General features: G+C 61.5%; 24 protein-coding genes. 11 read left to right on the top strand and 13 right to left on the bottom strand.

Annotated features, from left to right (window positions below):
• Positions 1-75: 75 nt before the first annotated feature.
• From phrB to ASC85_RS25235, 4 genes are all read right to left on the bottom strand, one after another.
• Positions 76-1527 (bottom strand): deoxyribodipyrimidine photo-lyase, encoded by a 1452-nt coding sequence (gene phrB / locus ASC85_RS25250; RefSeq protein WP_057451891.1) that lies wholly within the window; start codon positions 1525-1527, stop codon positions 76-78.
• Positions 1528-1539: 12 nt separating this feature from the next.
• Positions 1540-2487, bottom strand: a complete 948-nt coding sequence (locus tag ASC85_RS25245) for a MerR family transcriptional regulator (RefSeq protein ID WP_057451830.1) — start codon at positions 2485-2487, stop codon at positions 1540-1542.
• Positions 2487-3449: a YbgA family protein gene (locus ASC85_RS25240; RefSeq protein WP_057451829.1), complete on the bottom strand. Its 963-nt coding sequence runs from the start codon at positions 3447-3449 to the stop codon at positions 2487-2489. The genes ASC85_RS25245 and ASC85_RS25240 overlap by 1 nt, the downstream gene beginning before the upstream one ends.
• Before the next feature lie 174 nt (positions 3450-3623).
• Entirely contained in the window at positions 3624-4610 is a 987-nt protein-coding gene (locus tag ASC85_RS25235) for an NAD(P)/FAD-dependent oxidoreductase (RefSeq protein WP_013694206.1), read from the bottom strand.
• 196 nt (positions 4611-4806) lie between these two features.
• Between ASC85_RS25235 and ASC85_RS25230 the strand changes: the two genes are divergently transcribed.
• Together ASC85_RS25230 and hemH are read left to right on the top strand one after the other, a co-directional pair.
• Positions 4807-5706: a TIGR01777 family oxidoreductase gene (locus tag ASC85_RS25230; protein WP_057451828.1), complete on the top strand. Its 900-nt coding sequence runs from the start codon at positions 4807-4809 to the stop codon at positions 5704-5706.
• 13 nt (positions 5707-5719) lie between these two features.
• A complete protein-coding gene (gene hemH / locus ASC85_RS25225) occupies positions 5720-6745 on the top strand; it encodes a ferrochelatase (RefSeq protein WP_057451827.1) in 1026 nt (341 codons plus the stop codon).
• Between the two features lie 124 nt (positions 6746-6869).
• Here the strand turns inward: hemH and ASC85_RS25220 are convergent, their stop codons facing one another.
• Both ASC85_RS25220 and upp read right to left on the bottom strand, forming a co-directional pair.
• Complete coding sequence (locus ASC85_RS25220) at positions 6870-8144, bottom strand: uracil-xanthine permease family protein (protein WP_057451826.1); 1275 nt, start codon at positions 8142-8144, stop codon at positions 6870-6872.
• A gap of 2 nt (positions 8145-8146) precedes the next feature.
• A complete protein-coding gene (gene upp, locus ASC85_RS25215; RefSeq protein ID WP_003185330.1) occupies positions 8147-8785 on the bottom strand; it encodes a uracil phosphoribosyltransferase in 639 nt (212 codons plus the stop codon).
• A 162-nt stretch (positions 8786-8947) separates the two neighbouring features.
• Between upp and ASC85_RS25210 the strand changes: the two genes are divergently transcribed.
• Together ASC85_RS25210 and ASC85_RS25205 are read left to right on the top strand one after the other, a co-directional pair.
• A complete protein-coding gene (locus ASC85_RS25210; protein WP_057451825.1) occupies positions 8948-9505 on the top strand; it encodes a hypoxanthine-guanine phosphoribosyltransferase in 558 nt (185 codons plus the stop codon).
• Between the two features lie 3 nt (positions 9506-9508).
• Positions 9509-9982 carry a WbuC family cupin fold metalloprotein gene (locus ASC85_RS25205; RefSeq protein ID WP_057451824.1) on the top strand — a complete coding sequence of 158 codons (474 nt, stop codon included), beginning with the start codon at positions 9509-9511 and terminating at the stop codon, positions 9980-9982.
• Positions 9983-10146: 164 nt separating this feature from the next.
• Here ASC85_RS25205 and dauA read toward each other — a convergent pair whose 3' ends face one another.
• Positions 10147-11889 carry a C4-dicarboxylic acid transporter DauA gene (gene dauA, locus ASC85_RS25200; RefSeq protein WP_057451823.1) on the bottom strand — a complete coding sequence of 581 codons (1743 nt, stop codon included), beginning with the start codon at positions 11887-11889 and terminating at the stop codon, positions 10147-10149.
• A gap of 275 nt (positions 11890-12164) precedes the next feature.
• Between dauA and ASC85_RS25195 the strand changes: the two genes are divergently transcribed.
• Together ASC85_RS25195 and ASC85_RS25190 are read left to right on the top strand one after the other, a co-directional pair.
• Positions 12165-12647, top strand: a complete 483-nt coding sequence (locus ASC85_RS25195; protein ID WP_057451822.1) for a hypothetical protein — start codon at positions 12165-12167, stop codon at positions 12645-12647.
• A 61-nt stretch (positions 12648-12708) separates the two neighbouring features.
• On the top strand, positions 12709-12996 hold the full coding sequence (locus ASC85_RS25190) for a PA4642 family protein (protein ID WP_057451821.1): 288 nt from the start codon (positions 12709-12711) through the stop codon (positions 12994-12996).
• 113 nt (positions 12997-13109) lie between these two features.
• Here the strand turns inward: ASC85_RS25190 and mqo are convergent, their stop codons facing one another.
• A complete protein-coding gene (gene mqo, locus ASC85_RS25185; RefSeq protein ID WP_014340172.1) occupies positions 13110-14618 on the bottom strand; it encodes a malate dehydrogenase (quinone) in 1509 nt (502 codons plus the stop codon).
• Between the two features lie 737 nt (positions 14619-15355).
• Complete coding sequence (locus tag ASC85_RS25180; protein WP_003205490.1) at positions 15356-15589, bottom strand: hypothetical protein; 234 nt, start codon at positions 15587-15589, stop codon at positions 15356-15358.
• Positions 15590-15794: 205 nt separating this feature from the next.
• Here ASC85_RS25180 and ASC85_RS25175 point away from each other — a divergent pair, with 205 nt between their 5' ends.
• Positions 15795-16379, top strand: coding sequence for a YajG family lipoprotein (locus ASC85_RS25175; protein WP_003205489.1), 585 nt, complete (start codon positions 15795-15797; stop codon positions 16377-16379).
• Between the two features lie 64 nt (positions 16380-16443).
• On the opposite strand, the gene ASC85_RS25170 is transcribed toward ASC85_RS25175, so the two are convergent.
• Entirely contained in the window at positions 16444-16650 is a 207-nt protein-coding gene (locus ASC85_RS25170) for a hypothetical protein (RefSeq protein ID WP_003185312.1), read from the bottom strand.
• Positions 16651-16881: 231 nt separating this feature from the next.
• On the opposite strand from ASC85_RS25170, the gene ASC85_RS25165 reads away from it, so the two are divergent.
• Positions 16882-17163, top strand: coding sequence for a hypothetical protein (locus ASC85_RS25165; RefSeq protein WP_057451820.1), 282 nt, complete (start codon positions 16882-16884; stop codon positions 17161-17163).
• A 217-nt stretch (positions 17164-17380) separates the two neighbouring features.
• On the opposite strand, the gene ASC85_RS25160 is transcribed toward ASC85_RS25165, so the two are convergent.
• Complete coding sequence (locus ASC85_RS25160) at positions 17381-18547, bottom strand: 1-acyl-sn-glycerol-3-phosphate acyltransferase (RefSeq protein ID WP_057451819.1); 1167 nt, start codon at positions 18545-18547, stop codon at positions 17381-17383.
• 139 nt (positions 18548-18686) lie between these two features.
• Between ASC85_RS25160 and ASC85_RS25155 the strand changes: the two genes are divergently transcribed.
• From ASC85_RS25155 to ASC85_RS25145, 3 genes are read left to right on the top strand one after another with little or no spacing between them, the layout of a single operon-like run.
• A complete protein-coding gene (locus ASC85_RS25155; protein ID WP_003205483.1) occupies positions 18687-18869 on the top strand; it encodes a CPXCG motif-containing cysteine-rich protein in 183 nt (60 codons plus the stop codon).
• Between the two features lie 14 nt (positions 18870-18883).
• The gene (locus ASC85_RS25150) at positions 18884-19144 is read left to right on the top strand and encodes a putative signal transducing protein (protein WP_057451818.1); all 261 of its coding nucleotides are present in this window, start codon (positions 18884-18886) and stop codon (positions 19142-19144) included.
• 39 nt (positions 19145-19183) lie between these two features.
• Positions 19184-19807, top strand: a complete 624-nt coding sequence (locus tag ASC85_RS25145) for an SOS response-associated peptidase (RefSeq protein WP_046063546.1) — start codon at positions 19184-19186, stop codon at positions 19805-19807.
• Between the two features lie 63 nt (positions 19808-19870).
• On the opposite strand, the gene ASC85_RS25140 is transcribed toward ASC85_RS25145, so the two are convergent.
• Complete coding sequence (locus tag ASC85_RS25140; RefSeq protein ID WP_057451817.1) at positions 19871-20590, bottom strand: DUF4198 domain-containing protein; 720 nt, start codon at positions 20588-20590, stop codon at positions 19871-19873.
• Positions 20591-20603: 13 nt separating this feature from the next.
• A complete protein-coding gene (locus ASC85_RS25135) occupies positions 20604-22709 on the bottom strand; it encodes a TonB-dependent siderophore receptor (RefSeq protein WP_057451816.1) in 2106 nt (701 codons plus the stop codon).
• Between the last annotated feature and the right edge of the window lie 86 nt (positions 22710-22795).

Genomic DNA, 22795 nt, shown 5'->3' with positions numbered 1-22795 from the left:
AGAGTCCGTACGACTAGTAAGACTATATGTTATCGGATAAACAATGCATCCCGCGGGCTGGTAATTTCATGTTCGCTAATCGCCCATTCCTTCAACGGCTGCGCCCTGTCGCGCTGGCAGGTTTCTGAACGCTGCCAGCGCACGCGCCCTGGATTGCTTCAAGTCGACAATCGGTGCCGGATAATCCGCGGCGCCAAACAAGCCGCCCTGGGTATTTGGGCTATGGACCTGTTGCTTCTCCAGATCGTTCAGTTCAGGTAACCAGCGTTTGATGAACAGGCCCTCGCGGTCGAATTTTTCCGACTGGCTCAACGGGTTGAAGATGCGGAACCAGGGGGCGGAGTCGGTGCCGGTGGAGGCGCTCCACTGCCAGCCGCCATTGTTGGCGGCCAGGTCGCCATCGATCAGGTGCTGCATGAAAAAGCGCTCGCCTTCGCGCCAATCGATCAACAGGTTCTTGGTCAGGAACATGGCTACGACCATCCGCAAGCGGTTGTGCATCCAACCGGTCTCCAGTAATTGACGCATGGCTGCATCGATAATCGGCAGGCCGGTGCGTGCTTGCTTCCAGGCTTCCAATTCTGCGGGGGCCTTGCGCCATGGCAGCGCCTCGGTTTCTGGGCGAAACGCACGATGGCGCGACACGCGTGGATAGCCCACTAGAATATGTTTATAGAACTCACGCCAGAGCAATTCATTGATCCAGGTCACAACGCCGGCACTTCCGCTTTCGAATTCACCTTGGTTGGCTTGCAGCGCGGCGTGCAGGCACTGACGCGGTGACACCACCCCAGCCACCAGATAGGCCGAGAGCTGGCTGGTGCCGGGCCTGGCGGGAAAGTCCCGTTCGCCTTGGTAGTCGTCGATGTGCTGGTCGACAAAGGTGTCCAGGCGCCGACGGGCTTCGGTTTCCCCGGCAGGCCAGAGGGCGCGTAGCGCTTCGCTGGGCGGGGCGAATCCATCGATTTGTGTCGGCACCGGGTCGCGGGCTATGCCGGTGGGGGCCTGCCGGGCCGGTGTGGCGACCAGGCTCGGCAATGAAAAGTGCAGGCGGCTGTAGCAGACCTTGCGGAACTGACTGAACACTTGGAAATAATTGCCGGTCTTGGTCAGCACGCTGCCGGGCCTGAACAGCAATTGATCGAGGTGGCTGTGAAATTCGATGCGCTGGTCACTCAACGCGCGGGCGACTTCGGCGTCGCGTCGCGTTTCATTCAGGCCGTACTCTTCGTTGACATGCACGGCACCGACGTTCAGTTCGCGACACAGCTTGAGCAGTACCTGCGGGGCCTGGTGCCAATGCGCAGCGGCGCGGATCAGCAGTGGGATGTTCAATTCGGCCAGGGCCGCACTCAACGCGCTGAGGTTGCGCAGCCAGAAATCGATCTTGCACGGTGCGTCGTCATGGGCGCGCCATTGTTCGGGGCTGGTCAGGTACACCGCCACGCAGGGGCCTTGGGCTGCGGCCGCCGCGAGGGCGGTGTTGTCGTGCAGGCGCAAGTCGCTGCGCAGCCAGATCAGTTGCATGCTGTCTTCCATCTAAAGGAGTTCTCGGCGACTCAGTTCGCGGTGAGCCGATAACGGGTCTTCGGCCCAGGACACGTCAATCATCGACACGCCCGTGGATAACCTGGCGTGGTGGATCGACGCGGCCGGGCCGGCAATGACGATCGGGCAATCGATTCCACCCAGCAGCCTGGGCAGTTGGGACAGGTTGAGGGCGTGACTGGAATACAGCAGGATGCCACGGGCCTTGAGGCGCTCGACCGCCAGGGCCAGTTCGCCGGCCGGTAGCGGGCTGTCGAACACTTCCACCGGGCAGTCGGCGCTGCTGGCCAGCCAGGCGGTGAGCCACAGGTGCGGCTCCTGGGGCGAGTCCGAATGATTGACCAGCAACAGTGGCGCGCCGCGCAACTGACGGTTGTTGTGGTAGATCCGGCTGCCGAACTTGCTGCGCAGCCACGAGTACAGGAAGACCCGTTCCAGCTGCGCGCCGAACTGGCCTTGCCAGCGCTGGTGCAGCTCGGCCAGCAACGGCAAGAGCAACTGCTCGCACACGGTCCAGGGTGGGTACAGCGCCATCGCCTGGTTGACCAGGTCATCGATCTGGCGCTCGGCCAGTTGCGTCACCGCCAGCACCAGGGCGTGGCGCTGACGCTGCCAGTCATTCTCCGGCACCTGCGTGGGTTCGGTCGGTGGCTGCGGTGTGTCCAGCAAAGGCTTGATCTTGCTCACCGCAACGCCACGGTCGATCCAGGTGAGAATGCTGAGGATCCGTTGCACATGCTCGGCATTGAACAGCCGGTGCCCCTTGGGCGTGCGGTGCGGCACGATCAGGCCGTAACGGCGCTCCCAGGCTCGCAACGTGACGGCGTTGACACCGGTTTGCCGGGCGACCTCGCGTATGGGCAGCCAGCCTTGCGCCAAGGCCTTGGCAAAGTCGGCCCCCAGGTCTTCGCTGGCGCTGGAGTCGGGTTCGCTCTTCATCAAATAGCGTTTCGCAAGCTGAGGTTTTCCGGGTGCGGTTGCAGGTAGACCTGCTGCGCCAGGTAAGGATCGGGATGCTGGCGCAAGTGATGCTTGAGCAGTGTCAGTGGCACCACCAGGGGCACGATGCCGAGGCGATATTGCCCGATCAGATGCTGTACTTCCTGTTTGTCCTCGGCGTCGATGGCGCGCTTGAGGTAACCGCTCAGGTGTTGCAGCACGTTGGTGTGGGTGCGGCGGGTGGCGCATTTCTTCAAGGCGGCCATCAATGCGCTGAAGTAGCGTGGGCCCAACTCATTGGGGTCGGCCTTGCCCATGTTGCCCAGCAAATTGCCCAGGGCCTTGTATTGCAGCGGGTTGTGGGCCATCAGCAGATATTTGTAGCGCGAGTGGAATTCGATCAGGTCACGACGGGTCAAGCCTTGGCGACGCAAGGATTGCCAGGCGGCATAGGCAAATACCCGGGTCAGGAAGTTCTCGCGCAGCACCGGGTCGTTGAGACGCCCGTCTTCCTCCACCGGCAGGTCGGGATGGCGTTCGCAAAAGGCCTGGGCATAGATGCCGCGGCCGCCGCTGTCCTGGGTCACGCCGTTGTGGTCGTAGACCTTGACCCGCTCCAGTCCGCAGGACGGCGATTTCTGCATGAAGATGTAGCCGCAGATGTCATCCAGTTCCCCGGCCATTTGCCGCCCGTAGTCGGCCAGTGGTCGGGTCACGTTGAGGTCGCGATTCACAGTGCCGAGCGCCTCGGGATGTTCGGGGTCGCCCACCAGGCGAATCGGCTCCCGGGGGATACCCAGGCCGATGGCGACTTCGGGGCACACCGGCACGAAATCGAAATAGTCGACGAGGGTGCGGCTGCACAATTGCGATTGCTTATGCCCGCCATTAAAGCGAACTTCAGCACCCATCAGGCAGGCGCTGATGGCGATTCTGGGTTTGGCGATGGCTGAGCTGGGCATAGGCGACCTCTGATTGCTAAATCTTGTACAGTTTTGTATTTCTGTACAATATTTTCATCATAGGTCCGAACGTGCACAAGTCAACCGGATTTGTGTGGCGAGGCGACGTCAATCTGTGTCGCAGGCAGGCTGCTGTCTCTTTCGACAGCAGCGGATAGCGATGGATGACGCGCTTTACTGCAGGCTTGCATGCAGGCGGCGTGCAGCCTCCTGGCCGCTGAGCCATGCGCCTTCGACCCGGCCGGACAGGCACCAGTCGCCGCACACGTACAGGCCCAGGTCGGCATCGGCCAAGGCGCCCCATTCGTGGTTGCCGGCGGGGCGGGCGTAGAGCCAGCGATGGGCCACGCTGAAGCTCGGTGCGGGCATCGCGCTGTGCAGCAGTTCGGCGAAGGCGCCGTGCAGGTGTTCGATCACGGCTTCCTTGGACAGATCGATGTGTTGCCGGCTCCAGTCGCTGGTGGCGTGCAGTATCCAGGTGTCGAGCGTGTTGTCGCGTCCCGGCTTGCTGCGGTTGCGCGCCAGCCAGTCCAGGGGGCTGTCCTGTAGGAAGCAGCCTTCCATGGGCGTATCCAGCGGTGTTTCGAAGGCCAGCGCCACGGCCCAGGTCGGGTCCATCTTCACGCCAGCGGCCACTGCGGCCAGCTTCGGTACGGCCGCCAGCAATGCGGTGGCCTGGGGCGCGGGCGTGGCGATCACCACCTGGCCGAAGGGGCCGTGGGTGAAACCTTCCGCGTCCTGCAAGTGCCAGTGTTCCTGGCCGCGGTACACCTCGGTGATCCGGCAGGAAAACTGCACCTGCAACTTGTCGAGCAGGGCACGGGTGATAGCGCTCATCCGCGGCGTGCCGACCCAGCGGGTCTGTTCGTCCGGCGATGGGCTCAGTTGTCCGTTCTGGAAGTTGTAGAGTTGCGGGTTCCATTCCGCCGCCCAGCCGTTGGTTTGCCAGCGCTGGACTTCGGTGACAAAGCGGCGATCGCGGGCGGTGAAGTATTGCGCGCCCATGTCCAATGCGCCGGCGTCGCTGCGTTTGCTCGACATGCGTCCGCCGCTGCCGTGGCTTTTATCGAAGAGTTGAACGATATGCCCGGCCTCCGTCAGGGCCTGGGCGGCTGAAAGTCCGGCGATGCCGGTGCCGATGATTGCGATAGGTACAGTCATGAGGGCCTCGTTTACCTTTCTGTACAGACTACGCCGTCGTTTAAACCTGTACAATTCGGGTTTTTGGTATAAGTTTTACCGTTCGCGTTTGGACAGGTTGTCCTATTGTTAAACACAGACCCTGTCCGATACGAAAAATCCCTGCTTATAAAAATAGACTAATGGGCCGGGTAAAACGCGATTCGAGGAACATCTCATGCACATATTGCTGACCGGCGGTACTGGTTTGATCGGACGTCAGCTCTGCCGCCTCTGGTTGGGGCAGGGACATCGCTTGACGGTATGGAGTCGCCGACCCGAAGAGGTGACGAAAATCTGTGGCGCAGATGTGCGAGGCGTTGCCAGGCTCGATGAAATTGTCGAACCGGTGGACGCGGTGGTCAACCTCGCGGGAGCGCCGATTGCCGACCGCCCCTGGAGCCACAAGCGCAAGATGTTGTTGTGGAGTAGTCGCATCACGTTGACGGAAGTTTTGCTGGCGTGGCTGGAGCGTTGCGAGCAGAAACCGCAGGTATTGATTTCCGGTTCCGCGGTGGGCTGGTATGGCGACGGTGGCGAGCGTGAGTTGACCGAGGAGTCGGGGCCGGTGAGTGAAGATTTCGCCAGCCAGTTGTGTATCGCCTGGGAAGAAACCGCGCAACGGGCCGAGGCGTTGGGCATACGCGTGGTGCTGGTTCGTACCGGCCTGGTCCTGTCTGCCGAGGGCGGCTTTTTGTCGCGGCTGCTGCTGCCGTTCAAACTGGCGCTGGGCGGGCGTATCGGCAATGGTCGGCAGTGGATGCCGTGGATTCATATTGACGATCAAATCGCCCTGATTGATTTTCTTCTGCACCGCTTTGATGCCAGCGGTCCTTATAATGCGTGCGCTCCGAACCCAGTGCGCAACCGCGATTTTGCCAAGGCCCTGGGGCATGTATTGCATCGGCCAGCCGTGGTGCCGATGCCGGAACTTGCGTTGAAAGTCGCGCTGGGGGAGTTGTCATTGCTGTTGCTCGGCGGCCAGCGCGCCACGCCGGCCCGATTGCAGGCGGCGGGTTTCACATTCCGCTTCACTGATTTGCCTGCGGCCCTGGAAGACTTGTCCAGCCGCCTTTGAAATAGGACGTTGCATGACCGATCACGCGTTGCTTCTGGTGAATCTGGGTTCGCCTGCCTCCACTTCGGTGGCCGATGTGCGCCGCTACCTCAATCAATTCCTGATGGATCCGTATGTCATCGACCTGCCATGGCCGGTGCGGCGCTTGCTGGTGTCGCTGATCCTGATCAAGCGCCCCGAGCAGTCGGCCCATGCCTACGCCTCGATCTGGTGGGAGGAGGGTTCGCCGTTGGTGGTGCTCAGCCGCCGGCTGCAACAGGCCATGACCGCGCAGTGGACCCGGGGCCCGGTAGAGCTGGCAATGCGTTATGGCGAGCCGTCCATTGAATCGGCATTGGTGCGGCTGGCGAGCCAGGGTCACAAGAAGATCACGTTGGCACCGTTGTACCCGCAGTTCGCCGACAGCACCGTGACCACGGTGATCGAGGAGGCCAAGCGGGTCGTGCGGGAAAAGAAGCTCGATGTGCAGTTCTCGATTCTCCAGCCATTCTACGATCAACCCGAATACGTCGACGCCCTGGTGGCCAGCGCCAAGCCGTACCTGATGCAGGAGCACGATCATCTGTTGTTGAGTTTCCACGGCTTGCCGGAGCGACACCTGACCAAGCTCGACCCTACTGGGTTTCATTGCTTCAAGGATGCCGACTGCTGCAAGAACGCGCCGCCGGAAGTCATGGCGACCTGTTACCGCGCGCAATGCATCCGCACTGCCGAGCTGTTCGCCCAACGCATGGGACTCAAGGACGGCCAGTGGTCGGTGTCGTTCCAGTCGCGACTGGGGCGGGCCAAGTGGATCGAGCCCTATACCGAGGCGCGCTTGGAAGAGCTGGCTAAAAGCGGTGTGAAGAAAATCTTGGTGATGTGCCCGGCGTTCGTGGCCGACTGCATTGAAACCCTGGAGGAAATCGGCGATCGCGGCCGCGAGCAGTTCCGCGAGGCGGGGGGAGAAGAGTTGGTGCTGGTGCCTTGCCTCAATGATGAGGCGCAGTGGGCGCAGGCGTTGAGTACCCTTTGCGAACGGGCGCCGATAGCTCTGTAAACCTCGAAAAGCATCGCGTGCAAGCCTTGCTCCCACAGATTTTGTCTTGACCATTCAAGTATGGTCCACTCAAAACCTGTGGGAGCAAGGCTTGCCCGCGATGACAATAGTGCAGGCGGTGAATCTACAGCAGCGGCTCATCCGCCTGCTTCTGCTTCCAGCCGTCATTGCCCGGCAGCAGCAGGTTCAACGCGATCGCCACCACTGCGCACAGCGCGATGCCTTTGAGGCCGAAGTCGTCCGGCCCAGTGCCGGTGCCCACCAGTACACCGCCGATGCCGAACACCAGCGTGACCGAAACGATCACCAGGTTGCGCGCCTCGCCCAGGTCGATCTTGTGGCGGATCAGCGTGTTCATGCCCACCGCCGCAATCGAACCGAACAACAGGCACAGGATCCCGCCCATCACCGGCACCGGGATGCTTTGCAGCAGCGCACCGAACTTGCCGATGAATGCCAGGCTGATGGCAAAGATCGCCGCCCAGGTCATGATCTTCGGGTTGTAGTTCTTGGTCAGCATCACCGCGCCGGTCACCTCGGCGTAGGTGGTGTTGGGCGGGCCGCCGAACAGGCCGGCGGCGGTGGTGGCAATGCCGTCACCGAGCAATGTGCGGTGCAGACCGGGTTTTTTCAGGTAGTCGCGACCGGTCACGCTACCCACGGCAATCACGCCGCCGATGTGCTCGATGGCCGGCGCCAGGGCGACCGGCACGATGAACAGGATCGCCTGCCAGTTGAACTCCGGTGCGGTGAAGGCCGGCAGGGCGAACCAAGGTGCGGCGGCGATTTTCGCGGTGTCCACGACGCCGAAGAAAAATGCCATGGCAAAGCCAACCAACACCCCGGAAATGATCGGCACCAGGCGGAAAATGCCTTTGCCGAACACCGCCACGATCAGGGTGGTGAGCAGGGCCGGCATCGAAATCAGCATCGCGGTTTGATAATGAATCAGCTCGGTACCGTCGCCGGCCTTGCCCATCGCCATGTTGGCGGCAATCGGCGCCATGGCCAGGCCGATGGAGATGATCACCGGACCAATCACCACCGGTGGCAGCAGTCGGTCGATGAACCCGGTGCCCTTGATCTTCACCGCCAGGCCAAGAAAGGTGTAGACGAAACCTGCCGCCATCACGCCGCCCATGGTCGCGGCCAGGCCGAACTGGCCCTTGGCGAGGATGATCGGAGTGATGAAGGCAAAGCTCGAGGCCAGGAACACCGGCACCTGGCGTCCGGTGACGATTTGGAACAGGATCGTTCCCAGGCCGGCCGTGAACAGCGCCACGTTAGGGTCCAGCCCGGTGATCAGCGGCATCAGTACCAGCGCGCCGAAGGCGACGAACAGCATCTGCGCGCCGGACAGCACTTGGCGCCAGAGCGGATCGTTGAACTCATCCTGCATGCTCAAGCGTCCTTCTGCTTGGTGCCGAAGATCTTGTCGCCGGCATCGCCCAGGCCCGGGATGATGTAGCCGTGTTCGTTGAGTTTCTGATCGATGGACGCGGTGTAGATGGTCACGTCCGGGTGGGCATCCTGCACGGCCTTGATGCCTTCGGGAGCGGCGACCAGGACCATGGCGCGGATGTCCCGGCAACCGGCTTTTTTCAACAGGTCGATGGTGGCGACCATGGAGCTGCCGGTGGCGAGCATCGGGTCGATGATCATCGCCAGGCGCTCGTCGATTTCCGGCACCAGTTTTTCCAGGTAGGTGTGCGCCTGCAGGGTCTGCTCGTTGCGAGCCACGCCCACGGCGCTGACCTTGGCCCCCGGGATCAGGCTCAGCACGCCCTCGAGCATGCCGATGCCGGCGCGCAGGATCGGCACCACGGTGATCTTCTTGCCGGCGATTTTCTCCACCTGGACCGTACCGGCCCAGCCGTCGATCTCATAGGACTCCAGCGGCAGGTCCTTGGTGGCCTCGTAAGTGAGCAGGGCACCGACTTCCTGGGCGAGTTCACGGAAGTTCTTCGTGCTAATGTCGGCGCGGCGCATCAGGCCGAGTTTGTGTCTGATCAGCGGGTGGCGGATCTCGAGGATGGGCATGGGGAAGGCTCCGGCGGCGGGCAAAAAAACCGGCCTAGATTAATCTATCCGAGGGTGTTGTCCTATAGACAATACAGAACGTTAGTCCACAAACGCTTGATCTGGCCGGGCGGGGTGCGTACCTTTGCCGGTTTTTCCGATCCGCTACCCCTGGAGAGCGACATGTCCGCTGATCTCGAGCATATCCGTCAAATCATGCGAGAGGCTGACTGCCTGTACACTGAAGCCGAAGTCGAAGCGGCCATCGCCCGTGTCGGTGCGCAAATCAACGAGCAACTGGCCGATGCCAATCCGGTGGTGTTCTGCGTCATGAACGGCGGGCTGATTTTCTCCGGCAAGCTGCTGACCTGCCTGAACTTCCCCCTCGAAGCGTCCTACCTGCACGCGACCCGTTATCGCAACGAAACCAGCGGCGGCGATCTGTTCTGGAAAGCCAAGCCGGAAGTCTCGTTCATCGACCGCGACGTGCTGATCATCGACGACATCCTCGACGAAGGTCACACCCTGGGCGCGATCATCGACTTCTGCAAACACGCCGGTGCCCGCGCCGTGCACACCGCCGTGCTGATCGACAAGGACCATGACCGCAAGGCCCGTCCTGACTTGAAAGCCGATTTCGTCGGGCTGCCGTGCATCGACCGCTACATCTTTGGCTATGGCATGGACTACAAAGGTTACTGGCGCAACGCCAATGGCATTTTCGCCGTCAAGGGAATGTAATCGATGACCCGGCCAAGCTTTCTGGATCATGCACTGTTCGATGAATTGGCCGAAAAAGCTGCGGCCAGTCCTCGTGGGCGGCAGCACCATAACTTCCACGGGATGGATGAGCCGTGCCACCGCATGGCGGTGGGCTTGCAGCCTTCGACCTATATCCCGCCGCACCGCCACCTGAGCGCCGACAAGGCGGAAACCTTGCTGGTGCTCAAGGGCCGGTTGGGGGTGTTGATTTTCGATGAGGCCGGTGCGGTGGTGGACAAGCGCATCCTGCAGGCCGGTGGCGATAGCCTCGGCGTCGACCTGCCGGCCGGCGTGTATCACGGTTTGGTGGTGCTGGAAGCCGACAGCCTGATGTTCGAATGCAAGGCCGGCCCCTACCGGCCCGTGGGCGAGGGCGAACTGGCCCACTGGGCGCCCCGTGAAGGCGAGGCCGGCGTGGCGCAATACCACGCCTGGATGCGCGCCCAGTTCGACTAGTACTCCGTAGCGCGGGAGCTGGCTCGTGCTGGGTCTGTAGGAGCTGTCGAGTGCAACGAGGCTGCGATCTCTCCACAGCCACTTGAGTCTCAAGCGAAAGATCAAAAGATCGCAGGCTTCGCCAGCTCCTACAGAGCCAAGCGGGAACAATCTCTGGCCGAAGATCAGGCAAGGCTGGAACGAGCTGTGCCTCCAGCAGCCAGCCATTGCTCGCTCTTGACCCGCGCCTGCTCCAGGGTCTGCACATACGCCAATTGCCGCTGCTCGCGATGAATACCGGCACGGCGCAGCTTCAGGCGCACCCTTGGCGCCGTCGCGACCAGGATCAGGCCGATGCCCTGTTTGCGGTAATCCTTCAGGACGTTTTCAAACGCAGCCAGCGCGGTCATGTCCAGCATGGGTACGGCACTCATTTCCACCACCACCACGCGCACCCCCGGATCGAACTTGCGCAGCACGTCCAGGGCTTTTTCTGCCGCACCGAAGAACAGCGGCCCGCGAATTGCGTAGCAGCGCACATGCTCTGGCATGTCCAGCAGGGCCTGGTGGAAGTGGCGCGGCAGTTCGGCGCTGTCGGTCAGTTCGCTCATGCGCTTGATGAACAGCCCGGCGGCCAGCAGCAGGCCGACGGCGACGGCCATGACCATGTCGAACAGGACGGTCAGGCTAAGGCAGGTCAGCAGCACCAGTACGTCGCTGCGCGGGGCGATGCGCAAGGTATGCAGTACGTGTCCGGCTTCGCTCATGTTCCAGGCCACTATCACCAGTAGCGCCGCCAGGGCAGCCATGGGCAGGTAGCTGAACAAGGGCGCCAGCAGCACCATCGCCAGCAGCACCACAAGGCTGTGAATGATCGCGGCCAGCGGCGAAGAGGCGCCGCTGCGCACATTGGTCGCGCTGCGGGCGATGGCCGCCGTGGCGGTGATACCGCCGAACAGCGGCGCCACGACGTTGCCCAGTCCTTGGCCGATCAGCTCGGCGTTGGGGTCGTGCTTGCTGCCGGTCATGCCATCCGCCACCACGGCGCACAGCAGTGATTCGATGGCGCCAAGCATGGCGATGGCGAAGGCCGGGCCCAGCAATTGGCGGATCAGGTCATAGGAAAGCGTCAAGGGATGCCCCTGGCCATCTGGCAGGTTCCATGGCCACTCAAAGCTCGGTAAAAACGGCGGGATACCGGGGTGGCTGATGCCATCGACCACGTAGCTGAAACGCTCACCCAATGTCGCCACCGGCCAACCGCCGCGCTCCAGCGCCAGTCCCAATAGCGCCCCGACCAGCAAGGCAACCAAATGTCCGGGAACCCGCGGTACCCAGCGTGGCCAGGCAATCAACACCGCCAGGCACGTGACGCCGATGATGCCATCGCCGAGTCGGGCACTGGGCAGTGCCACGATCAGTTCGCCCAACTGTTCGATGTAGTGCTTGGCTTGCCCGATGGTGGTCAGCCCCAGCAGATCCTTGAGTTGCAAGGTGGCGATGACCACGCCGATCCCGGCGGTAAAGCCGAGGATCACCGGGTAGGGGATGTATTGGATCAGCCGTCCGGCGCGCATCAGGCCCAGGGTGATCAAGATCAGACCAGCGAGCATGGTGCACAACAACAGGCCGCCCAGGCCGTACTGTTGGGTGATGGGCAGCAGGATCACCACGAACGCCGCGGTCGGCCCGCTGACGTTGAAGCGCGAGCCGCCGGTGAGGGCGATCAAGGGGGCGGCCACCAGCACCGTGTACAAGCCATGTTGCGGTGGCACGCCAACGGCAATCGCCAAGGCCATGGCCAGTGGGATGGCGATGATGCCGACGGTCAGCCCGGCCACCAGGTCGCCACGCAGGCGTTCAAGGGTGTAACCGGCGCGCCAGGCCTGACGCCAGGCGGCAAACAACGGTGGGGCGGAGAATGACATGAATACTCCTCGCAAGGGGGGCTGCACTGGCCCTGTACAGATCGTTCCCACGCTCCGCGTGGGAATGCCGCCCTGGACGCTTCGCGTCCCATGTGACGCGGAGCGTCACTGGATGCATTCCCACGCAGGAGCGTGGGAACGATCATGCGTCGGTAGACCGGGGCTGATGGCTCTTTGAGTATGCCGTGCTCGTTGCGCGGATGTATTGATCTGGATCGTTATTTTTACCGCTTGGGCTCATGCTAGAGTGCCCGGCCAAGACCCTGGAGCTTGTCATGCGTGTATTGATCCGCTGCGCCACTTTGCTGTTGATCTCCAGCCTGTCCTTGGCGGCCTTGGCTGCGCCGATGCACAGCCAGTTCCTGCCGCCTGATGACCTGGTGGCGCACCAGGAGCAGCCTGAACAGCAGCAGTTGCTGCAAGTGACCGAGTATTCGGTGGTGCTGGGTAACCAGCGTCAGTCCAACCAGCAACCGATTCCGGTCACTTCGCCGCTGCTGGTCCGCCTCAAGGGCAAGCCGATGAACAAGGGTGCGACCCTCAGCCAGGTGATCCTTAACTTCGACGGCGAAAGCAAAAGCCTGAAGAAACCGGTCTTCGACGAGGCAAGCAAGACCTTGACGCTGTCTTATCCACAGGCCCAGTACCGGGTGGTCATCGATCTGCTGCGCAACAACACGGTCTATGTTCAGTTTCTCACTTACGCCAACGGCCATATCTGGGCCGACCTGCACACCGCTGCCGAACGCCTGCGTTGAGCCCCGGGGCCTGCCGGGGGTAAACTGCCCGCCCCGTGAACTGTGCGAGCTGGAGCCGGCAATGCGTAAAGACAAGAAACAAGTGATTGGCGACGAGATTGGCGATGAACAGATCAAGCTGTTCCTCAATTTCGAACCGGTCGATGCCACGTCGCCGTCGCTGCACAAATTGATCAAGGCCTACCGTGGCCTGCGGGTCGACGATTTCGAGCGTTTCCTGACGTTCTTCGTCGAGGCCGGCCATGACCTCAATGGCAAGGATGAGCACGGCAACGATTTCGTCGCGCTGGTTCGCGACCAGCGTAATGCCGAGGATTACATCGAGCTGGTCAACAAGGCTCGCGGTTAGATCAAAAGATCGCAGGCTTCGCCAGCTCCTGCAGGAGATCGCGAAGCCTGCGATCCTTTAAACAAAAACGCCCCGCTCTCATGGAGAACGGGGCGTTTTTTTATGCGATCAAATCAAGCGTAGCTTTGGGTCTCGCTGCTTTCTTCAACCAGCTCCAGCGCGATGTTGTTCTGCGCATTGATCTTGCGATACAGCGCCGCGTCGGTTTCCAGCACTTTTTCCCGGGCCGGGAAGATCTCTGCGAGCTTGGTAGCCCACTCGCCCTTGGCTTTGTCCGGGAAGCAGCGCTCGATCAGTTCCAGCATGATCGACACGGTCACCGAAGCACCCGGCGATGCGCCGAGCAGGGCGGCGAGGCTGCCGTCCTTGGCCGCCACCAGTTCGGTGCCGAACTGCAGGACGCCACCTTTCTTCGGGTCTTTCTTGATGATCTGCACCCGCTGGCCGGCCACTTCCAGGCGCCAGTCCTCGGCTTTCGCCTCGGGGTAGAAGCGACGCAGGGATTCCAGGCGCTGCTCCATGGACTGCATCACTTCGCTGATCAGGTACTTGGTCAGGTCCATGTTGTCCCGGGCCACGGCCAGCATCGGGCCGATGTTGCCGGCACGTACCGACAGCGGCAGGTCCATGATCGAGCCATGTTTGAGGAACTTGGTGGTGAAACCGGCGTACGGCCCGAACAGCAGGGATTTCTTGCCATCGACCACACGGGTGTCCAGGTGCGGCACCGACATCGGCGGCGAGCCCACGGCGGCCTGGCTGTAGACCTTGGCCTGGTGGTGCTTGACCACTTCCGGGTTGTCGCAACGCAGCCACTGACCACTGACCGGGAAGCCGCCGAAGCCCTTGCTTTCCTCGATGCCCGAGGCTTGCAGCAACGGCAACGCCGCACCGCCGGCACCCAGGAACACGAACTTGGCGTCGACATCGCGGCTGCTGCCGGAATTGACGTCCTTGATGCTCACGGTCCAGCCACTGCCGTTGCGCTTGAGGCCGGTAACGCGCTTGCAGTATTTGACCTGAGTGTCCGGGGCGCTGGTCAGGTGCTTGAGCAACTGGTTGGTCAGGGCGCCGAAGTTGACGTCGGTACCGTTCATGACGCGGGTGGCGGCGATGACCTCATCGGCCGGCCGGCCAGGCATCATCAGCGGCATCCACTCGGCCATCCGCGCCTTGTCCTCGGTGTATTCCATGTCGGCGAAGGCGTGATGCTGGTGCATCAGTTCGAAGCGCTTCTTCAGGAACGACACGCCTTTCTCGCCTTGCACGAAGCTCAGGTGTGGCACCGGGGCGATGAAGGACTTGGAGGAGCCGAACGTGCCTTTTTTGGTCAGGTACGTCCAGAACTGCTTCGACACCTCGAACTGGGTGTTGATATGCACGGCTTTCTTGATGTCGACATTGCCGTCGGCCGCCTGGGGCGTGTAGTTGAGCTCACACAGCCCGGCATGGCCGGTACCGGCGTTGTTCCACGGGTTGGAACTCTCCGCGGCACCGGAGTCCATCAGCTCGACGACTTCCAGCGAGATCGCGGGGTCGAGCTCCTTGAGCAGTACGGCCAGGGTGGCACTCATGATGCCGGCCCCTACCAGAACTACATCGACTGCTTCGTTATGCGCCATTTAACGCGTCTCCAAAATCTGCAGCACCAAATTGTCGGCATAGCGGCCAGGAGTGGCGGGGCAGGTCAGTTGCGCCCCAGTTATCCATGGCCAGGATCGCCATGTCCGAATCTTCGCAATTTTTCGCACCTACTGCGGATGCATGCAGCCTGGCCTCAAGAGTCATATGAACTCATTTAAGCGCCGGGCAGGCAATTCGACTTATGGCCGAGACATCCGTTCGTGCAACCAAATCCGTAGCGGACAGGCTTCAGGCGCCGGTTCTTGAGCGATATCCGGTCCTGTGTCGTTGGGCTGTTTCAGACGCTAATGGTGCTTGTTCAGACGCAAAACTATTCATTTGCTCGCCACACTCTCGTGAAGTTGTGAAAACCCGTTTTTTCACGCTCTTTTGAAGACGTGAACCTCAAAAAAGGGCTGTCCCAGCCTGGCACTGCGCCTGGTTTGGTTGCCTCATGTAATACATGACAGGCAAAACAGGCAGACAGCTCAGTGACCGAGCGTAATGACAGCTCTGCAGATTCGCGAAAAGTGGTGATTTGCCTGGAGGAACAGCAAGCACGCCAGCTTCACTCGATCTGTGTGGGCGGCTCTCTGTGGGCGTTGCGGGGTGCCAATACCAGCGCATCAGCGGTGTTGCGAGGCCCGATCAGGAGACGTCCTTATAATCGGGGGGAGATTGTATCGAAGAAACGCAGGGAAATGGTCGTGTTTAATGACTTTTATTAGCCGTCCGGTCAGATGGTCAACAGCTGCCGGTTACGTGCGCGAGCAGGAAGCGCTTGCACGCGGGCGCTGGCGGGCAGTGGCTGGTGCAGCCAGTTGAGACGGATCTCTTCGATTTCCACCCAGCCTTCGCCCATGGGTTGCAGGCTGCACTGCTTGAACGCCTGGCAACGGCCGTCGCGATCGAGCAAGGCGAAGCTGCGGTGATGAGGACGAGGGGTGAACAGGGAAATAAGGAAGCGCATGATCGGATACCGGGTCAGAGAGCTTGGGATAAGCCTGACAGCGGGCTATGACATGCCGGTGTAAGGACCGTGACAATGGGGTGACAGGAACCGGCAATCACGGCCCGTGTCAGACATTTCAGTATTCATCGTGCGACGCTAGTTCACGGCGATGGCGCACCGCTATACTGCCGGCCTGTTTGTGCCCGATTCTGGAGAGAAGAGCATGTTGCAACGCCTGTTGTTCGGTTTGATCGCTGTGACCAGTCTGACCCTCGTCGGCTGCGCCCACAGCCCGCAACAACTTAACCCGGAGCCCAAGCTCAACGCCCAGCTGGCGCCTGTGGGTCGTGGCCAGCCGGTGGTGGTGCGGGTGGTGGACGGTCGTCCGTCGCCGACGCTCGGCACCCGTGGCGGGCTGTATCCGGAAACCAGTGTGATCACGGTGCAGGGCGCGCAGATCCTGCCCAAGCTGCAGGCCCAGGCTGAAGCCGCCGTGCGTTTGCTGGGCTTCACGCCGACCGCCAATGCGTTGAATGCACCGCAACTGACGGTGACCCTGGCCGAGCTCAAGTACCAGTCGCCCAAGGAAGGCATGTACGTGACCGAAGCGACCATCGGCGCGACCTTCCGCTCCGACGTGCAGAACGCCAACCGTCGCTACAGCGGCCGTTACGGTGCGTCCCTGGACCAGCGCTTCGGCATGGCACCTAACCAGGACACCAACACCAAGCTGGTCAGCGATGTGTTGAGCGATGCCCTGACCCGGCTGTTCAAGGACCCGACCATTGGCCAGGTGCTGGCTGAGTAAGTAACAAGGCCTCATAAACCCTGTGGGAGCTTGCTCCCACAGGTTTTTTTTATGGGCGAGATTCTCAGGCTGCCTGGGAATAGAACTCCAGCACACTGATCCCGGTCAGCAGGTCTGTCTCTGGAAGATCGGCATGTTGATGGCCGCCCAGGGCGCAATACACCAGCCAATGTCGGTCCTGCACGTTGAAGGACAGGCTGTCGACGAGGTTCTGCTGTTCGTCGCTTGGGCTGATGAGATAGAGGCGGTCCTGGTTTTCGGCGTGCAGCATGACGGGTTCCGTGCAGGTTTGAAGGGCGACAGAGTGGCCTAATCAGATGACGAAACCGTGACGGGTGAAATTAACCCTGGGCTTGCTCCCTCGCCACAAAAGAACCCAGCGTTGCGAAGGGATCGTTACTGGTCGGAAAAAGCGGCGCAGGGGGGCAGGCTTTCGGTAGAATCCGCGCCCTGTTTGTAGGTCACGGACGTGCCCTGTCCGTTTTTTCGCTTGAGGTTCGTGATGTCGTCGCATCTGTTTTCGTTGTTCGCCGCCCACCCCGCCAAACTGATCAACCTGCTCGCGTTGCTGTTTGCCTGCCCGGGCGGCTGGGTGCTGCATGCCACGCGCCGCCGTGAACAACGGGCGCGGGCCTGCCTTGAAGCGCGCAGTCGCGATGGCAACGAACGCTTCGAAGCGCTGCTGGACCTGGCCACTCAGCGCATGAACCGGTTTTTCTACCGGTTTGGCTTTGGTTGCCTGGCGCTGGCGTTGCTGGTGTCGTGGATCAGTACGCAGTTCTAACGCAGTAGCCGTGGAAAGGGCGTTTGCTCCCGCTGGGCAGCTCCCGCTGGGCTGCGCCGTAGGAGCTGTGTAGGAGCTGTCGAGTGCAACGAGGCTGCGATCTCTTCCCAGACACTTGAATCTCAAGCGAAAGATCAAAAGATCAAAAGATCAAAAGATCGCAGCCTTCGGCAGCTCCTACACAAACCCAGCGGGAGCAAGCTCCCTCGTCGTGGCTTTAAAGCGCCAACCCAGCCTTGACCCGATACTGATTGCGCACCGGCGTTGCGTATTGCAGCACCAGGAACGGCCGGTGTTCCGGCGGGCAAGCGTCCAGCCGGCGCTGCCATTCCTGCTCGGCCTTGGCCAGCTCTTCGGCACCGAACATCTTGGCCGCCGTAGGCACCTGCAACTGCGGGTCGGCGTCGGCCCATTGGGCGTAAGCCAGGTAGTGCACCGGGAACAGCCGGTAGCCGCCGAGAATCTGCCGGTCCATCTCCTGGGCCAATTGCTTGGTGTCCTCGAACAGCTCGGTGATGGGCGCGGCGAAGTTCACGTGGACCCGACCCTTGTAGCCGGTGATGCCCTTGGCGATGCTCACGTCGTCCTCGCCCGGGGCCTTGGTGTAGGTGCCGGTGGTGGCGCGGATGTACAGCTCGCGGGCCTTGGCCTGGTCGCACGGGTCATATTCGTAGCTGATCGACACCGGCGTAAGGTTCAGTGACTGGATCACCTCGCCAAACGGCTCGTCCTTGCGGCTCATGTGGAACATCTTGAGGATCGCAGATTCGGTTCGGTCGTCACCGTCCTTGGCCCGTCCTTCGGCCTGGGCGATCCAGATCGAGGCGCAGTCGTTGCGGATCGAATGGTTGATGTACGCCGACAACAACTGGTACGCCGCCATTTTTTCCCGCCGCCCGGTGATGGAGCGGTGCACGATGAAACTCTTGTTCAGGCGCATCAGGTCGCTGACAAAGGGCTTTTGCAGCAGGTTGTCGCCAATGGCGATGCGCGGGGTCGGCAGGCCGGCGTGGTACACGGCATAGTTGACGAAGGCTGGGTCCATCACGATATCGCGGTGGTTGGCGATGAACAGGTACGCACTGCCGGACTTGAATTGCTCCACCCCGGTATAGGTCACGCCATCGGTGGCGCGCTCGATGGTGTGGTCGACGTAGAACTCCACCTTGTCCTGCAACGTGGCGACCGATGTCACACCGGCGAACTCACGGCGCAATCTTTGCGCTATAAGAGGTTTGAGCATCCAGCCGAAGGCGCCGGCCAGGCGTGGGAAGCGGAAGTGGGTGAGGATATCTAGAAACGCCTTGTCGCCAAGCAGTCGTGCCAGCACCGCTGGGACTTCGCTATCGTCGTAAGGTCGGATGGCATCGAATTCGCCCATCATGCTCTCTTGTTGGAAACGGCTAGGGTAAGTAAAGGTTCGAACGAAAAAACGACAGGGCACGGTCTGGAAGATAAGCCAGACAAAAATAGCCCTGCAAATAGACCGGCGATTATACGCACAAGTCACCTGGGAGACCGCGATGCTGGAAAGCGCTCATTATGAATGTCCCTATTGTGGGGAGGACGTTGAGACATCCCTGGACTTGTCCGGCGGCGATCAGACCTACATCGAGGATTGTCAGGTGTGTTGCCGGCCAATCACCTTTGTGTTGCAGGTCCATGGTGAGGAATGGCATCTCGAGGTCTTCAGAGAAGACGACTGACGGGGGCAACACCGATGCGGCGAATCTACGAGTTGGAAAACCTGATGGAGGGCGAGTTGTTGCAAGGGATGCTTGCCAGCGAAGGAATCACGGCGCACTTGGTGGGGCGCGATCTGGTCGGTGGCGCGGGGGAATTGCCGATGTATGGATTACTCGGGCTGGCGGTGGAGGACGAGCAGGCGCAATACGCCCGGGAGTTGATCGCCGCGTACAATGCCGCACTGCCGTTGCCCGGCGATGAACCGGACAGCTATCCCGGCACGCTGGTCTGTTAGGCTGGCGGCCGTTTGTTCGATCAAGAGTCGTGTTGCCCCATGTGTGGACGTTATGCCCTGTTTCGCTGGAACCCCACCTTCGCGGCCCTGCCCGGTTTTCCCGCCGATCAGAAGGCCCAATGGAATATTTCGCCCAACGATTCGGTGCTGATCCTGCGGGCCGGCGCCGAGGGCCAGCGCGAATTGGCCCGGGCACGCTGGGGCCTGACGCCGCCGTGGCTGACCGACCTGTCCCGCACCCCGGCCCATGCCCGGGCCGAAACCGTGGCCGAGCAGCCGATGTTCCGCGAGGCCTTGCGCCTGCGCCGTTGCCTGCTGCCGGCCAATGGTTTCTACGAGTGGCGCGGCGGTACGCGCAAGCGTCCGTACTGGTTGACGCCGGGGGAGGGTTCGTCACTGTTTTTTGCCGCGATCTGGGAAGCGTATCCAGTGCAGGAACAGGTGTGGCTGAGCACGGCGGTCATCACCCAACCGGCGGCGGGTCAGCGCCGGCCGTTGATCCTGGACGAAGAAGGCCAGCGCCTGTGGCTCGACCCCGAGACACCGCTGCATGCCTTGCAAGGGCTGCTGGCAAGCGAGCCGGCGCCACTGCGCGAGCGAGTGCTGGCCAACATGGTCAATGATCCGAAGCTCAATGGGCCGGAGTGCTTGACCCCGGCTTGAGCTTTGCGGCGCTTGTACCAGCCTCATCGCGAGCAGGCTCGCTCCCACAATAGATTTTGGGCGTTACTCGTGATGCGGTTCACCCAGGAAGGTCAACGAGGTGAACACGCCACGGGTGGCCACGTCCTTGTTGTCCTTGAGTGCAATCTCCATCTGCGCCGCGATCACATTCAAGCCTTCGTTGCGCACCAGCACCTTGGCCCGACCTTCTGCGTCGGTTTCAGTCGATACTGTGTTCGGCGCGCTGCGGTAGTCACCCACCAGTTTCACACCCGCTGCCGGTTTGCCGTCCAGCAGCACCCGTACCGGCAATGACTGGCCTGGCCCTACGGTCAGTGGGTCGACTTCCGGCAGGATCACGAACTTGATCGGTGCCAGTGTCGGCAGTTTCGCCCCCGGCTCATAGATCGCCAGGCTGTATTTGAACGTGTGGGTCGATTCGATCGCCCCGGGCACTTTGCTGCGGCCTTCGTTGATCCACTTCTTGTCCGCCGTCTGGGACCACATGCCGTTGTCCAGCGCCACGGCCAGCACCGCCGGCGGCTTGAGCGGTTGCAGGCGGGCGTGGTCCGGCAGGCGCTCGACGGTGACGGGGATCATCTTGCCGCCCAGGTCATAGGCCCAGGCGCCGCTGATTTTCTGCGCCTTGAAGGCATTGTCTTCGGCACCGTGGCCGTAGATCACTTCGATGTTGCCGCGACGCTGTTCGGTCCACAGGCCATGGGCCGAGGCCTGTGTGGCCAGGAGCAGGCCGAGCAGGGCGAAGGTCTTGGGGTATTTCATGCGGATTTTCCTTTTACAGAGCGAGGGTGAGACTGACGGTGAAGTTGCGCGGCTCGCCGGGGGCGACCCAGTAGTTGCTGTAGGAGCGCTCGTAGTACTTTTCATCGAAGACGTTGTTCAGGTTCAGCCCCACGGTGACGTCATCGCTGGCCTTGTAATGGGCCAGCAGATCCACGGTGTGGTAGGCCGGCAGTTCGAAATCCTTGCCCGCTTCGCCCGAGCGATCGCCGACGTACGTGAACGCCGCGCCAACATCCGAACCGCGCAGGTGCCCGTCCTGGAATTCGTAGACGCCCAGCAGGCTGCCGCTGTGTTTGGCAACGCCAAGGATCCGGCTGCCCGTGGGGATTTGCTCATCACCCTGGGTCACTTCGGCATCGATGTAGGCGAAGGCGCCAATCACCCGCACGGCGTCGGTTACCTGCCCAGTGACTTGCAGGTCGATGCCCTGGCTGCGGGCCTTGCCCACGGCGCGGCTGAAGTCGGTCCCGGCGACCGGGCTCAGGACGTTTTCCTTCTCTATATGGAACGCCGCCAGGGTGGTGCTCAGGCGATCGTCGAACAATTCGCTCTTGATCCCCACTTCATAGCCGACGCCTTCCTCGGGGTCGAAGGATTTACCGCCGGCATCCAGGCCATTGTTGGGTTTGAACGAGGTGGAGGCGTTGGCGAACAGGCCAACCTCGGGCGTCAGTTGATACAGCAGGCCGGCCCGCTGCGTCAGGGCATCGTGACGTTGGCGGTTGGTGCGATTGCGGGTGTGATCGTCGATGCTCTGCTCGAAATGCTCATAACGCACGCCGAGCATCCCTCGCAGCTTGTCGGTGAAAACGATCTGGTCCTGCAGGTTCAGCGCGCGGCTTTGCACATGTTCGAAGAAGTCGGTGCCGGACCGAGCGCCATTGGGTTTCGGCTGGCCGTAGATCGGCTGATAGATGTCGATGGGGTAGGTGCTGCCACCGATGGTGGTCACGCGCTCGTTCTTGCGGTAATCCTCGTATTCGCTGCCGATCAGCAGTTCGTGCTGCCAGGGGCCGAGGTCGAACAGGCCGCGCAATTCCAGTTGGGTGATGCTGTCGTGCCAATTGTTGTCGCGCTCGCGATAGCGGCGGTTCACCGTGTGGCCATCGGCGTTCAGTGGGCGCGCTTCGGAGGCGAAGCCCCAGAGTTCACCCTGCTTGTAATGGCTGGCCAGACGCAGTTGCCAGGTGTCATTGAGCTGATGTTCGAGGGCGGCCTGGAGCATGTTGTTGTGATTGTCGATGTCGCCGTCGTTGGGTTCGCCCAAGAAGGTCGAGCGGGAAACGCCGCTCCAGCGGTTGTTCGGGGCGACGATGCCACGGTCGAACGTGGAGCTGTGGCGCACGATTTCGCTTTCCACCAGCAACCGCGTGTCGGGGTTCAATTGCCAACTGATGGAAGGCGCGACGAAGACGCGCTGGCTGTCCACGTGATCGCGAAAGCTGTGATTGTCCTCGACCGCCAGGTTGACCCGCGACAACAGGTTGCCTTCGGTGTCCAGTGGCGTGTTGACGTCCAGCGCGGTGCGGTAGCGATCCCAACTGCCGGCGCTGGTTTGCAAGGTGGTGAAGGCTTCGGGCTGGGGTTTCTTGGTGACAATGTTCACCGTACCGCCGGGATCGCCCCGGCCATACAGGCTGGCGGCCGGGCCCTTGAGTACTTCGATGCGTTCGATGTTCGCCGCGTCCGGTGTGCTCGGATAACCACGGTTGGCGCTGAAGCCGTCCTTGTAGAACTCAGATGTGGTGAAGCCGCGCACGCTGTATTCGTAGAGCGTCAGGCCGCCGAAGTTGTTCTGCTTCGATACACCGCCGGCGTATTCCAATGCCCGTTCGACGTTGGTGCTGCCCAGGTCCTTGAGCACGCTGGCGGGAATCACGCTGATCGATTGCGGGATGTCGCGCAGGGCCGTGTCGGTTTTGGTGGCACTGGCCGAGCGCGTGGCGCGATAGCCTGTGACGGGCCCGGTGGCGGACTCGTAGTCGGACGTCACGGTGATGGCGTCCAGTTCCAGAGGCTGGACTTCTTCGGCGTAGGTGGGATCGGCGAGCAAGCCCAGGGCGAGACTGGCAACGGAAATCCGTTTCAGGGATGACATGTTATGTTGTTCCAATTTTTAGTATTGAAACAATATAACACTACTAATGAGAATTTATGCTATTCCTGATTTTCAGAGAGATGGAG

It is taken from the genome of Pseudomonas sp. Root401 (assembly GCF_001425105.1).
Taxonomy (GTDB): Bacteria; Pseudomonadota; Gammaproteobacteria; order Pseudomonadales; family Pseudomonadaceae; genus Aquipseudomonas; species Aquipseudomonas brassicacearum.
This window is presented reverse-complemented; position numbering and strand designations above follow the sequence as displayed.

Bases quoted from the DNA above. Each gene is read 5' to 3' on its own strand.
- phrB (WP_057451891.1), bottom strand. From the start codon at position 1,527: ATGCAACTGATCTGGCTGCGCAGCGACTTGCGCCTGCACGACAACACC.
- ASC85_RS25245 (WP_057451830.1), bottom strand. From the start codon at position 2,487: ATGAAGAGCGAACCCGACTCCAGCGCCAGCGAAGACCTGGGGGCCGAC.
- ASC85_RS25240 (WP_057451829.1), bottom strand. From the start codon at position 3,449: ATGCCCAGCTCAGCCATCGCCAAACCCAGAATCGCCATCAGCGCCTGC.
- ASC85_RS25235 (WP_013694206.1), bottom strand. From the start codon at position 4,610: ATGACTGTACCTATCGCAATCATCGGCACCGGCATCGCCGGACTTTCA.
- ASC85_RS25230 (WP_057451828.1), top strand. From the start codon at position 4,807: ATGCACATATTGCTGACCGGCGGTACTGGTTTGATCGGACGTCAGCTC.
- hemH (WP_057451827.1), top strand. From the start codon at position 5,720: ATGACCGATCACGCGTTGCTTCTGGTGAATCTGGGTTCGCCTGCCTCC.
- ASC85_RS25220 (WP_057451826.1), bottom strand. From the start codon at position 8,144: ATGCAGGATGAGTTCAACGATCCGCTCTGGCGCCAAGTGCTGTCCGGC.
- upp (WP_003185330.1), bottom strand. From the start codon at position 8,785: ATGCCCATCCTCGAGATCCGCCACCCGCTGATCAGACACAAACTCGGC.
- ASC85_RS25210 (WP_057451825.1), top strand. From the start codon at position 8,948: ATGTCCGCTGATCTCGAGCATATCCGTCAAATCATGCGAGAGGCTGAC.
- ASC85_RS25205 (WP_057451824.1), top strand. From the start codon at position 9,509: ATGACCCGGCCAAGCTTTCTGGATCATGCACTGTTCGATGAATTGGCC.
- dauA (WP_057451823.1), bottom strand. From the start codon at position 11,889: ATGTCATTCTCCGCCCCACCGTTGTTTGCCGCCTGGCGTCAGGCCTGG.
- ASC85_RS25195 (WP_057451822.1), top strand. From the start codon at position 12,165: ATGCGTGTATTGATCCGCTGCGCCACTTTGCTGTTGATCTCCAGCCTG.
- ASC85_RS25190 (WP_057451821.1), top strand. From the start codon at position 12,709: ATGCGTAAAGACAAGAAACAAGTGATTGGCGACGAGATTGGCGATGAA.
- mqo (WP_014340172.1), bottom strand. From the start codon at position 14,618: ATGGCGCATAACGAAGCAGTCGATGTAGTTCTGGTAGGGGCCGGCATC.
- ASC85_RS25180 (WP_003205490.1), bottom strand. From the start codon at position 15,589: ATGCGCTTCCTTATTTCCCTGTTCACCCCTCGTCCTCATCACCGCAGC.
- ASC85_RS25175 (WP_003205489.1), top strand. From the start codon at position 15,795: ATGTTGCAACGCCTGTTGTTCGGTTTGATCGCTGTGACCAGTCTGACC.
- ASC85_RS25170 (WP_003185312.1), bottom strand. From the start codon at position 16,650: ATGCTGCACGCCGAAAACCAGGACCGCCTCTATCTCATCAGCCCAAGC.
- ASC85_RS25165 (WP_057451820.1), top strand. From the start codon at position 16,882: ATGTCGTCGCATCTGTTTTCGTTGTTCGCCGCCCACCCCGCCAAACTG.
- ASC85_RS25160 (WP_057451819.1), bottom strand. From the start codon at position 18,547: ATGATGGGCGAATTCGATGCCATCCGACCTTACGACGATAGCGAAGTC.
- ASC85_RS25155 (WP_003205483.1), top strand. From the start codon at position 18,687: ATGCTGGAAAGCGCTCATTATGAATGTCCCTATTGTGGGGAGGACGTT.
- ASC85_RS25150 (WP_057451818.1), top strand. From the start codon at position 18,884: ATGCGGCGAATCTACGAGTTGGAAAACCTGATGGAGGGCGAGTTGTTG.
- ASC85_RS25145 (WP_046063546.1), top strand. From the start codon at position 19,184: ATGTGTGGACGTTATGCCCTGTTTCGCTGGAACCCCACCTTCGCGGCC.
- ASC85_RS25140 (WP_057451817.1), bottom strand. From the start codon at position 20,590: ATGAAATACCCCAAGACCTTCGCCCTGCTCGGCCTGCTCCTGGCCACA.
- ASC85_RS25135 (WP_057451816.1), bottom strand. From the start codon at position 22,709: ATGTCATCCCTGAAACGGATTTCCGTTGCCAGTCTCGCCCTGGGCTTG.